The organism is Nostoc sp. CmiVER01 (assembly GCF_034531135.2).
GTDB lineage: Bacteria > Cyanobacteriota > Cyanobacteriia > Cyanobacteriales > Nostocaceae > Nostoc.
On sequence record NZ_JAVRBU020000004.1, the window covers coordinates 320,183 to 332,710 of the forward strand.

The following is a 12,528-nucleotide window of genomic DNA, read 5'->3' on the forward strand; positions in this document are numbered from 1 at the left end:
AGAGGCAAGGGGCAGGGAGCAGGGAGCAGGGGGCAGGGGGCGAGTAGAAGCCTGGAAGGACAACGGGAATGATATATATTATCCGCTTCAAGGATGGTTGACCAATCCAGCAATGTCTACGATGAGCTTCTCTACGAGACGCTACGCGAACGCTTACGCAGCACTTTGCAAAGTGATTCCCAAAGCAAATGTTCTAGCTCGATAGGTTTAAAAATATAAGGTCTTTTTTAACCTGAGTTTTTTACCCCCTGTATGGAACGGAAAACTACCTTTAAAGAATCACGGGGTCGGGGCGTGGGTATCATTACTAAATCTAAATCTTGCTCTGGTACAAGTTCCCATTCATAACCACGCAATAGCAAAGCAGCAAATATTTTCATCTCTAATTTAGCAAATTCCTTACCTAAACATTCTCTGATTCCACCTCCAAAAGGAACGTAACCAAAAGGTTTAGATTGATCCTCAACCCTATCTATACCAAACCTTTGCGGCTCAAAATTATCAGGATTTTTATATATGCTCTGATCTCGATGGGTTTTACCTATCTGATATAATACAGACCAACCTTGGGGAATACGATACCCCTTAAACTCACAAGTTTGGATAACCGAACGAAAACCACCACCAACTGGAGGAGTAATTCGCAAAACTTCCTTGAGTATTTGGTCTAGGTAAGTCATTTGTTTCAGATGTTCAGATTTTAGCTCACCTGCACAACTTATTTGTTGTTGTTCTCTTTTAGCGGCTGCTAAAACTTCTGGATTTTGCGCTAACAGCAAACATAGAGAAGATAGTGCAGAAGTTAAGGTTTCATGCCCAGCAAATAGTAAAGTTAGAATTTGATCTTTTAATTCTTCTAGACTTAAACTATTACCATCTTCATCCTTGGAATCTAACAATAAACCTAAAGCATCTTGATGATTATTTCCTTGTTGTTGACGCTGTAAAATAATCTCTTCAATTTTTGCTAATAACTTTTCTCGGCATTTTAATGCTTTACCAAATTTCGTCCAAGGTAACCTAATAGGGAGAGTAAATAATCCGGCACACCATTCTTCAAATACTTCAATAAAATGGGTATCCTTAGTAGTGTCTGTTCCTACTAATAATTTACAAGCTATATCAAAAGTATATTGCCTAAGCTCAGGATACCAAGTGAATTGATTCAATTTTTCCCATTTTTTGAAGTAGCGATCGCTAATTTCTGACATTGCTGGTAGATAACTTGCCAAAGCTCTCGGTTGAAACGCTTGTGATAATAATTTGCGTCTTTTTTGATGAATGCTACCCGTTTGCATTGATAAAGAAGCAGGGCCGAGTAATGTTGCAACGCTCTCTGGCCATTTAATTACAAAATTCTGGTTTTCGTGACTAAATAAATAACGATTAGCTTCTGCTCCCACCATCATAATAGTTGGCGAACCAAATAGATTAGTTTTAAAAATATTGCCGTACTTCTGTTGTCGTTTGGTAGCAAAATCTGGATCACGCAAAAAGCTAATTGTCTCTCCAATCAATGGTAAGCCTAAGCTTCCGGGAGGTAAAGGGAGTTGATTTTGAGTCAGAATGTTTTGGTTTTGTGATTGTTTTTGTTGGATTTTCATGGGTTCAACTATTCAGCCTTGCCATCTACAAGATTTGTCTGTATTTAGGGTAACTGAACAGGTTGGGCTTTGCATCTGAAAATCGAAGCGATCGCCAATTAAAAAGGAAGGGAAAGGCTATACGCCTTTCCCTCATCCCATCAGGAACCCAAAGCATAGTTTACTGGGGAGCAGCGCCAAAGAAGACGATATTCTCAACATTCAAGACATTAAGGGTGAAATCATCACGTTTAATGGTGTAATTGTTGGAGCTTGATGGAATCGTTCCCTTCTCCTCCATTAATATCACTGCCCTCAGTGTTAGAGATTCCTACATGAGTGTCTTCAAATCCAAGTGCAGTTCCTGTGATAAAGTCGTCCCCAAATCCTCCATCAATGCGGCTATCCTGAGTATTATTGATGCCTATAACAAATTTAAGGTCTCCAATAGAAAAGTTGCCTCCGTTTCCGGTTCCGAAGATCGAATCTTTTCCATCTCCTCCATTAATGTAACCGCCCTGAGTGTTAGATATACCTATACCATTTGCAAGGTGACCTCGAAAGCCTTCACCGCCAGCGCCTGTGCCCTCGATAGTATCGTCTCCTATCCCTGCATTGATGATGCCACTGTTAGTAATACCTATGCCTGAGCCGCCAGTTTCGGTGTTATTTTTTCCGCCTCTGCCAGTACCCTTGATAGTGTCTTTACCTGCTTGGGTATCAATGACTCCCTTTTTTTAAACCTCAATTCCAATTGCTGGGAATGCATTATCCTCTAATCCCACCACTGAATCGGAACCAGAAGTACCTATGAACGGGGGCAAAGAAACAATTAATCTGGCCATAATATAACTTTCCTCAATTGAGTGTGATAGAGTTTTAAACCCTGAAAATCTTGCTTTAAGTCAGAATTCACAGAGAACTCTGATATCAGGCTTTCTTTGATCAGAAATTCACAAAGTCATAACTAGAAAGTTTCAGACTTTACAATTGTTGGCTAATGAATTATCTGTTTTGATTCCAACAACTTTTAAGAGTGTTAATAACGACAAATAATCTCTTATTCAACACTTGAAAATAGGTAACACCTGAACATAATAGTACTTGCGTAGCGAAAATTTACTTAAATGTCTATCTTTCAAAAATATCTTTGCATAATCTTTATATTATTTACTAATAAATGTATATAATAACTACTGAACTTTGTATGTCCTTTATATTTTTATTTCACTGTTACAAGTTATAAAATTATAGATGCTTTGTAAGCCTCGGTTCAGGCAATTATACATAGCAAGTTAACGGTTATTTAAGTGCAACAGTAACTTAGAGTTAACTCAATAATAAGAGTGTTAATACCATTTCTTTGTGAGGCTGCGCCAAACCTTCTTAAATTCTTTCTTTGTGTACTTTGCGTCCTTTGCGGTTCGTTTTTCTTCCTTGTACTTAAATATGGTTTAGCGCATCTTCATACAGAATTGGTATAACTCGGCTTTAATTATTAAAATTAAGTTAATAATGCTTTCTATTGGTTTGTCATTTGTATTTACAAACGACAAACAAAGAAGTCTGAGCGCCGGAAGCCGATGCTCAGAACTTTGAAGATAAATCTTGCGTGTAAATATGCAATGTTTATTTGCCTACTAGCTTAAAAGCGATAGTTGCGATCGCGCACCCACATACTAATTGGCACTGCTTTGCCCTGTGGATCAACTTTCGCCTTCACCACAATGGGCGGTACTTGTCCTCTACGGGCGCGTTGGGCTTGCAAATCGTTCCTAATTTGCTGCCGTTGGTTTTCTGGGATGTAATATGTTTCTAAGCCGTAGTTAACAGAACCATCTTGATAAACACCTTTTAAGGCTGCCTGATTAGCTCTTAGAGTTGTGGGGCGATCGCTACTTACTCGTAACGGTCTCCAAGCTCTAGGAACACCGCGACCAGTGGATAGTTGCTCTTGCAAAGTCACGTAGATGTTGGTTCCTTCAGGCAATCTTCTGCCACTTCCACGACCTTTACTGACTAATGTTTGCCAACCAGGTAATCTGCTCAAATTTGCAGTGCGGGATATATTGTAATCTAAGTCTAAGGTGTTACCTTCTAGCACATTGTTAGGGTTTACAGGTACGGTTTGCAAAATCACTGTCTTACCTGCCACATCTGTATAAAGTGCTTGGGCTGGTACTGCCATAATTAGCCCTGTTTGCAGCGCTAGGGGAGCTAGTAACCGCCAAAAAGGCAAAGGCTTATTCGATTTTTGTTCACTCGCAATCAAGTAATCCCGAAAAGTCACTTTACTAGAGAACTCAGCTTCGGGAGACAAGGTTTTATTTTTAGATTCAGAAGAACTATTAGTCATGAGCGTAGTCCTAAAAAGCAGAGGGATTGAGGAGGTCAAAAGTAACGAGATTAGGACTGACGCAGAGAAACTTTAAAAACTTTATTTTGGATTTTATATTTTAGATTTTAGATTCAATCCAAAATCCAAAATTCAAAATCTAAAATTTGCACAGATTCTTTCATCCTTTACACTATTTTTTACTCGCACTACCACCAGGTAAGCGGCGTTCAAACCAGAGTCCAGCACTAATTAAAGCAGAACCGCACAAAACAAAGACTAGGGACTTGAAAAGTAAATCGGTATCGTACTCTTGCACGCGACTGATAATTTGCAGTGTTACTAACAACATACCACCCCAAAAGGAACTTCTGTTGTTTAATTTCAATCCTTCCTGAATTAGTCCCCAGGCTAATGTTGCTAGAAGTACATTGAAAATAAAAACACCAAGTTCATCAATCCGGCTGATAGTTTGATGCCAAAAAGGTACTACAGTAATAAAGGCAAGAAAGGTACTAATGACAGCAGTCGTGAAAATCACTTCGCGGCGCGGAGGGTTATTTCTTTGACGCAGTAGAAACAACCATTGCAATACCGCCAAGCCACTGAGAATCCCCAAATCGATAATCGGCAGAGACGCGAATAAGTTTGTCACATTCGTAGGCTGATTATAACTATAATTTGGAGATTCCCAGACCCAACGAAAAGACAAGATATAAAAGACAATGCCGAAGCTTAACAAGGCTAAATTACGGGCCAGAGATTGAAACAACCTATAATTTATGCTTGGAAACAGCAAGTCATCATAACTCCAGAATAATGCAGGTGGGAGTGCAAAAGCAAAAGATGCCACCCAAGGGGCTATATCAGCATAATTCAGCAGTGGTAGAGGATTAAGGTTGGCCTGTAAAGAACTAGCAAAGACAAAGGCTGCTAGACCAAAAATCCAACGCGAACGACAGAAGTAGGCTAAGGGTACAAATACTATCCATGCCAACAAAGGCATGTGCTGCACCACTAGGCGCGACCAAGTTGGATCGGTTGAAGCGTACCACAAGTCTTCTAATCCTGTCCAATAGCCGATTTCCACGAGGATAATTGACAGAATTCCTAAAGAATTTAAGCACAAACTAAAGGCCATCACTACAACACCCAACCCCCAGGCGAGAAACAGTTGGGAAGTTGAACCAGCAATATTGAACATCTGGGCCATCAGCAGTAAATTTGCACCGAAAATTAAGGCGCTTAAAATGAGCAACCCCTCTCCCAGTAAGCGTTTGCTTTTTTGTGGCTTCTTTCCTTCAGGTGTTATCCAATTGTAAAAACCAGTGATTGCGATCGCAAAAAACAAACTTATCAGCAGAATAAACTTAACTTCTCGCGATCCTCCCTGCCAGTTTCCTGCTACAAAAGTAATTATGCCTAAGCATAGAAGGACGCCGCCTATGGCGATTGCGATCGCTTTATTGCGATCGCGTGTAGCAGCTTCCAGGTTCTTAAACTGATAACGTTCTGCTATTTGCTCATAGAGCGAAGAACTAATTAATCCTTCATCCCTCCATAATTGTGCTTCTTTGCGTAATTTTTGCGGAAAACTATCTAAGAACATGACCTTCTCCGGTGCAGTGGGGTAGCTTGGCCATTGCGTTCCCAATGGCGGTCATTATATTTTGAGTATGAAGCCAAAAGCCTTAATTACATTGTTCTTGTGTAACAGTTTTATTTTGATTTTGATACAACTGAGTAATTTCTAATTCGTAATTAATAATCTACATGGAAAAACCTTCTAATTTATTACTTAAAGTCTCACGGCGTTTGTTCACTAATCTAGATGAGCAAGAAAAATTTATTGAGGCTTTAATGAATCCTCAGCCATTTTCACCTAGCATTCTTTGGTGTAAAGAAAAGCCAGATATTTCGCCTTTGACAGTGGAAACATCAATCTATTGGCAACCACAATTTATAGACCGTTTATGTTTGGGAGAAAAACCCGGTCAACATCCCTTACATCAACAAGGATATTTCTATTGTTTAGACTTTTCTTCGGTGTTTGCAGCTACTACTTTGTTAGCTATTTCTCAACCAGTAAGTTTAGTTTTTGATATGTGTGCTGCACCAGGAGGTAAAAGTATTTTCGCTTGGAAAGCTTTACAACCTGATTTACTTATTAGTAACGAAGTAATTAGCAAACGTCTGGGAATGCTAATTTCTAATTTGAAACGTTGCCAGATTAGCCCCAGTGCAGTAGTTAATAGAGATTCGAGTATATTTGCCGAAATGTTTCCCGACTCTAGCAATCTAGTAATAGTAGATGCTCCTTGTACTGGACAATCTTTACTTGCTAAAGGTGAAAAAGCTCCCGGATGTTTTCACCCAACTGCTATTAACAAGAGCGCCAATCGGCAAAAACGTATTATAGCTAACTCTGCTAAACTTGTTTCATCACAAGGCTATCTTGCTTATATGACCTGCACATATTCACCCGAAGAAAATGAGCAAGTTTGTGAATGGTTTTTGGAACGTTTTCCCCAGTTTCAGGCAATAGAAATTAGTAATTTAACCAAATATCAGTCGCATTTAACTAAAATGCCTTGTTATCGGATGTTTCCTCAAGATATGTTAGGTGCTGGCGCATTTACAACACTGTTTAAAAATACTAACAAGCATGAAAAGGAGGCTAAAGAAGTAGATTTCAATACAATCTCTTCGCTGTATATCTACCAAAATTTGAAAAAGTAAAGTTAGTTAAATTGAGGGCAGATATTTTGGCATTAAGCCTTATAAAATATCTCATGCTTTGAATAGTGTTACATTTGTCAATCAGTCATCAGAAGTACACTTTTTACAGCAATTGATTTTATATTTATAAAGTTACAAACCTAGTACAGACGGTAGAAATAAGCGTACCCTTCGGGTGACGCTCCTACGGACGCTCGTTCCTCGCTACCGCTACGCTAACACCAGTCACCTGCAAAGGAGCCAGTGCGGTCTTGGGGTCTCCCCAAGTGGAGCATCTGGCGTTGGAAACCCTCCCGCAACGCTGGTTCACCATTTCAAATAGCACAAAAGCTTGGAATACAATTATGCGTGAATGCGTGAATGCGTGACTTCCGCCTTGCGGTTGTGCGGTACTACTTCAACAATCAATAACTTTCAATAATTAACTTTTATGGTTAACAAAAACAATTTTAACCTTTTCATAACCTTAAATTAACTAAAATTTATCCGGTATCAGCTCTCGACTTTTTGAAATAAACATTGTACAAAAAAGCTAGACCGTAAAGGATGCAAATTACATGAGTCGAAAAATTAGCAAAGTCTTTAAACAGTCTGGAGTAATTCCTTATAGAGTGAACAATGGCAAAGTCGAAATCTTGCTAATTACAACCCGTAACTTTCAACACTGGGTAATTCCGAAAGGAGATATTCCTAATGGCATGAGTCCGCCCGCTTCAGCAGCCAAAGAGGCCTGGGAAGAAGCAGGGGTAATTGGGCAAGTAGACACCAATGAGCTGGGTAGTTATAAGTACCGTAAAGGAGGAAAAATTTACCGAGTCAAGATGTATTTGTTACCAGTTGAGATGCTAAGTGAAGATTATCCAGAAGCAAGTAAAAGAAAACGGCAGTGGGTAGAAGTTGCTAAAGCTATCAGGCGGGTTAAGTTTAATTCACTCAAACGAATTCTTAAAGGTTTTTTCCAGGTCGAATCTCACTTTTGTGCATTTCGAGATCCTACTCAAGTATAGAAACATATAGTAATTAAATATACATAATTAAACATACAATAAAATCCTAGTTTGTACTAAGCGATTCATTGCTTATAGCAAGGTTTCTACTACATACAAAATTAAATGAATTTATGGCTAGTACAGCATGGCGTAAATAAGCAGCTCATTGAAAAGCCTTGAAGAGCTTATTTCATAACACTTTTGACTTTTGACTTCCGCCTTGCGGTAATAGCTACTTATTGAAAAACCCTGGAACAATTTGAGAGATTGTTTGAAAAGTCATAATTGATGTATCAAATATTTTTTACCCTACCCTAACCCTCCCCTTATAAAGGGGAGGGAACCAGATTTTTCTTGTTTACCCCTAAAACATCGGGGGGATTAAGAGAGGTAAGAATGTGATTAAAATTACAGCAAACTACTTTTAAAACAGCCTCTGAGAGATTTTCAATAAGTAGCTATAGTTAAAACAAGTAAATATTAGACGTTAAACATTACCCATATTTACATTTATTTAATGGTGGTATGGATATATTTATTGAGTGTTCGTTCTAAATCCACAATAAAGCTACCCAAGTTTTGATCCCGACAATTCCATCAGCTTGCAATCCTTTAGATGTTTGGAAACTAACAATTGCATTCTTAACTGACTCAGAAAAAAGCCCATCAATGCTATCAGTATACAATCCAATATCTTTTAATTGCTGTTGTAATTGTTTGACTCTTAGCCCGGAATCTCCTAGCTGTAAGGAATTAAATCTATTCAAATCGGCTCGACCACTAACACCAGCTACACCAGATACGTCACCTTCATATTGATGGATTAGGTATTGTCCCTGCCAAGCACTAGGAATAGTTGGGTTCTTGGTTCCGTAGTGGGCAATCCATAATGGATAACTAGCAAAATCAGATGGATTGCCAATTTGTTCCCAGTAATTAGGGTAAGTATAAATAATCGGTTTGATTGGCTTTTGTGTTTGTTGTAGAAGGGCTTTTTCCACCTCTGCTAACCACTGTTTAGCTGCATTAATTACTTCTTGGCTATTTCCTCCTTTATCAGTTACCTCTACATCCAAAACTGGTGGTAAGTCTCCTGGTTCTAATTTACCCAGCGTTTTCAAGAATTCCTTTGCTTGCTCAACCGGGTTTGATGTATGGGAATGAAGAAAATGATAAGCACCCCGAATAATACCAACAGTTTTCATGGTCTGCCAATGATGAGCAAAAGCAGAATCTTTGATAGTAACTCCTTCTGTGGCTTTGACAAATGCAAAAGTTTTACCAGAGTTTTTTACTGCTGTCCAATCTACTCTGCCGTCTTGATCGAAAACGTCAATTCCTTCCATATAACTCTTTAACCTTTTTGATGAGTACAATAGTGAACTTATCAGAGGCTTTGATTAAATTTATGCTTTTTTTGGGTATTTGAGTGAATTACTGAAATTTACTTAGATTGAGCGTCAGCAGATCGCACTGGAGTCACTCTAACTTTGCCTGTACAAGGATTAATTTGTTCTGTGAGGGTAAAATGCTTGTAAGCATTAGGAGGTGTGATTTCAATCTTACTAGACATTGGGCATTGTTCCTCCGTGGAACGAATGTGGTTATATGCTATCTGAAATGAGGCTTGTTTTCCCGGAGCTAGAGTTACTTGTTGTCGAGGTTGCTTACTCGAAAAGTAAGTGCTCTCGGAGCGAAGAATTTTTACTTTCTTCAAAGGCTGATCTTTTTCATCCAGTAGTGCCAATCCTGGATAACCGTAGAGGGTGCAAGGGGATGAGGCGTTATTTGTGAAGGCGTAGGTAAGTGCAACATTCCCAACTCCAGCATCTTCAGAGACTCGGCGCACTGACAATTGGCTAGTTTCACAGCGCGTCGGATTTGCAGCAATAGTGGCTTCAGGGGTGGAATGCTCTATAGGTTTTGCAGTCGGTGTAGCTGTTGAGTTTAATACAGCTTCTTTCGTCGGCTGCTCAGTGCTTGTTGGCAAAGCTTGCGGCTGTTTTGTAACAGAGGAAGAACCGACACAGCCAGTTGTCATTGCAGTTAGGAGCAACAATATACTGCTTTTCACAATTGAAATTTGCATATCTTTTTTTGTAGTTAACTACTTACACTGATGCTTCACATACAGTATAAGTTTCCAGATTCACAAAGGATTGCCTTGTTGTGCGTTTCATCTTATACAAATTTACTATAAAGATCCACTGAATTATTAAACGAACCGTCAAGTACTCTCCGCGTTCGCAGAGCATCTCTTAGAAAAGATAGAAACTAATAATTAAGTGTAAGTTTATAAAGAAACGTATTGACAAAATGCGATTTCTCCTTTGGAATTTTAAATAATGTAGAGAAATAGATTTATATCTGGTTTAGATCGTCTATCTACATAACCCAAGTTACTAGTTATCAAAAAGCGCCTACTTAGAACTATAAATTTTGAATTTTTGGTATTTAGCAATGCTTCAAATCTCGATTTTTGTATCTTTTTGATACAGGTTAGGAGTATTAACTAGCAACTTACTTTACATAACTATAGAAACGCTACAAATGTATGGTTAACTATAGTAAGTAATTACGATTGTTGTAGCTAACAAAATTATGAGATTTTTCAATTTTTGTCAGATCAGTCTTCCACTGATCGGCTTTGCCTTACTAGGATGGATAGCCCCAAGAGCTAATGCAGCACTTTTAGTCGGGAGTTTTAATAATAATTCCATTCTGCGCTACGACGAAAAAACGGGAGAATTCATTGATGACTTTGTTTCTTCAGGTAGTGGCGGACTAAAGGGAACAACTGGTTTAACTATTGGCCCGGATAATAATCTTTATGTAAGCAGTATTTTGAACGGTAGTATCCAACGCTACGACGGGAAAACAGGGAATTTCATTAGTACCTTTGTTCCTTCCGGTAGTGGTGGACTAGATGCACCTGAAGACTTAGTTTTTGGGCCTGATGGCAACCTCTACGTTACCAGTATTAACAGCCGCACTAGTAATAGTGTTCTCCGCTACAATGGACAAACAGGAGCTTTTATTGATACTTTTGTTCCTTCAAGTAGCGGCGGACTCACTTCACCTTTTGGTTTGAGCTTTGGTTCAGACAATAACCTTTACGTCAGTAGTGCTCTAACGGATAATATTCTTCGCTACAACGGACAAACAGGAGCTTTTATTGACACTTTTGCTACAGAGGCAAAAGGTTCAGAACCTGCTGGTTTGACCTTTGGAGCAGATGGCAATCTATATGTTGCTAACTTTGTGAGTAATAATATTTCGCGCTTTAATGGAAAAACAGGAGCTTTTATTGACACCTTTATTCCTGCTGGCAGTGGAGGACTTAACGGGCCTATCAAGCCAATCTTCGGTAACGATGGCAACCTTTACGTTAGTGGCTTAAATAGTAACAACGTGTTGCGTTACGATGGCAAGACTGGAGCTTTTATTGACACCTTTATCCCTGCCGCTCGAGGTGGGTTAAATGGGGCTGGCTTTTTGGCTTTCACTGAAGACAGCGCTGTTACTCCTGAACCTAGAATGGGGCTAGCTGTGTTGGCACTTGGTGCTGTGCTAGGAGCAAGCAAGGTACTTAGGCGTAAGCAAAAAGCCACATCATAAAAATCCAGCAATTACTGGAGCTTGAGTAGGCAGTCCAGGCGATTTGAGCATTTTGATTCCAAATACCCAAAAATTTGCATCTAAATGGAATTTATTACAATTTGGAGGGGGAGTAGCAGCCAATGATTACTACTCCCCTTCTAATAAGAATTGTTACTACTATTGATTGGCGATTTTATTTTTTGGAAGTCCATTACTCAAATTCGATATTATCTGTTGCTTCAATCAAAGCACTACGAATTCCTGCTTCACTCATCGAATGTCCGGCATCAGGAACCACTATAAATTCAGCTTCTGGCCAAGCGCGATGTAATTCCCAAGCTGATATCATTGGGCAGACTACATCATAGCGTCCCTGAATAATTACAGCCGGAATATGGCGGATACGGTCTACATTTAAGAGTAATTGATCTTCTGTCTCCAAAAATCCCTTATTCATAAAGTAATGGCATTCAATACGTGCAAAAGCTGAAGCAAATTCATTCTCCCCAAACTTTTGCATGAGTTCTGGATCTAAAAACAGTCTACTAGTGCTACCTTCCCAAATTGACCAAGCACGCGCTGCTGTTAATTGAATTTCTAAATCTGGATTGGTCAAACGTTTGTAATATGCTGCGATTAAATCATCACGTTCGTCTATGGGAATTGGTTTGAGATATTCTTCCCAAGCATCAGGAAAAATATAGCTAGCACCCTCTTGGTAAAACCATCGCAACTCTTTTTGCCTTAGCATGAAAATACCACGCAGAATTAATCCCGCGCAGCAAGAGGGATGGGTTTGACTGTAGGCTAATGATAAGGTGCTACCCCAACTACCACCGAAGACCACCCACTTTTCTATACCTAAATGTTGGCGCAGTTTTTCAATATCACTGACTAAATCCCAAGTGGTGTTTTCTCGTAATTCAGCATGAGGCGTACTTTGACCACAACCGCGCTGGTCAAACATGACTAACCGCCATTTTTCGGGGTGGAAATATTGCCGATAAAAAGCTGGACATGCACCACCAGGGCCCCCATGCAGCAAAACGATGGGTTGACCTTGCGGGTTCCCTGACTCTTCAAAATGAATGGTATGAAGGTCAGAAACCTGTAAACTACCTTCTAAGTAAGGCTTGATCGCTGGGTAAAGTTCTCGCATTTTCGATATTTTATCAGTAATATTATCATCGCGATCGCGTCAGCCCTGAGTTGTTAGATCGTTGGCGCGCTCGCACGCATTACACAAGGAAGATTATCTTCTAAAAATTCCTAGTTTTACACG

9 protein-coding genes are annotated in these 12,528 nt (G+C 39.4%); 3 read left to right on the plus strand and 6 right to left on the minus strand.

Annotated features, from left to right (window positions below; all coding sequences use genetic code 11):
• Window positions 1–227: 227 nt before the first annotated feature.
• The 3 genes from RMZ43_RS08440 to RMZ43_RS08450 all read right to left on the minus strand — a co-directional run bounded on the left by RMZ43_RS08440 (window position 228) and on the right by RMZ43_RS08450 (window position 5,527).
• The gene (locus RMZ43_RS08440; protein WP_322655783.1) at window positions 228–1,604 is read right to left on the minus strand and encodes a cytochrome P450; all 1,377 of its coding nucleotides are present in this window, start codon (window positions 1,602–1,604) and stop codon (window positions 228–230) included.
• 1,624 nt (window positions 1,605–3,228) lie between these two features.
• Window positions 3,229–3,939: a GDYXXLXY domain-containing protein gene (locus tag RMZ43_RS08445; RefSeq protein ID WP_322651631.1), complete on the minus strand. Its 711-nt coding sequence runs from the start codon at window positions 3,937–3,939 to the stop codon at window positions 3,229–3,231.
• 172 nt (window positions 3,940–4,111) lie between these two features.
• Window positions 4,112–5,527, minus strand: a complete 1,416-nt coding sequence (locus RMZ43_RS08450) for a DUF2157 domain-containing protein (RefSeq protein WP_322651632.1) — start codon at window positions 5,525–5,527, stop codon at window positions 4,112–4,114.
• A 164-nt stretch (window positions 5,528–5,691) separates the two neighbouring features.
• On the opposite strand from RMZ43_RS08450, the gene RMZ43_RS08455 reads away from it, so the two are divergent.
• Both RMZ43_RS08455 and RMZ43_RS08460 read left to right on the plus strand, forming a co-directional pair.
• Window positions 5,692–6,657, plus strand: a complete 966-nt coding sequence (locus tag RMZ43_RS08455; protein ID WP_322655782.1) for an RsmB/NOP family class I SAM-dependent RNA methyltransferase — start codon at window positions 5,692–5,694, stop codon at window positions 6,655–6,657.
• A gap of 557 nt (window positions 6,658–7,214) precedes the next feature.
• Window positions 7,215–7,664 (plus strand): NUDIX hydrolase, encoded by a 450-nt coding sequence (locus RMZ43_RS08460; RefSeq protein WP_322655781.1) that lies wholly within the window; start codon window positions 7,215–7,217, stop codon window positions 7,662–7,664.
• A gap of 533 nt (window positions 7,665–8,197) precedes the next feature.
• On the opposite strand, the gene RMZ43_RS08465 is transcribed toward RMZ43_RS08460, so the two are convergent.
• Window positions 8,198–8,992 (minus strand): GH25 family lysozyme, encoded by a 795-nt coding sequence (locus RMZ43_RS08465; RefSeq protein ID WP_322655780.1) that lies wholly within the window; start codon window positions 8,990–8,992, stop codon window positions 8,198–8,200.
• A 98-nt stretch (window positions 8,993–9,090) separates the two neighbouring features.
• Window positions 9,091–9,735, minus strand: a complete 645-nt coding sequence (locus RMZ43_RS08470) for a DUF4232 domain-containing protein (protein WP_322655779.1) — start codon at window positions 9,733–9,735, stop codon at window positions 9,091–9,093.
• A 512-nt stretch (window positions 9,736–10,247) separates the two neighbouring features.
• Here RMZ43_RS08470 and RMZ43_RS08475 point away from each other — a divergent pair.
• Entirely contained in the window at window positions 10,248–11,264 is a 1,017-nt protein-coding gene (locus RMZ43_RS08475; RefSeq protein ID WP_322655778.1) for an NHL repeat-containing protein, read from the plus strand.
• Between the two features lie 193 nt (window positions 11,265–11,457).
• Here RMZ43_RS08475 and pip read toward each other — a convergent pair whose 3' ends face one another.
• Window positions 11,458–12,405 (minus strand): prolyl aminopeptidase, encoded by a 948-nt coding sequence (gene pip / locus RMZ43_RS08480; RefSeq protein ID WP_322655777.1) that lies wholly within the window; start codon window positions 12,403–12,405, stop codon window positions 11,458–11,460.
• Between the last annotated feature and the right edge of the window lie 123 nt (window positions 12,406–12,528).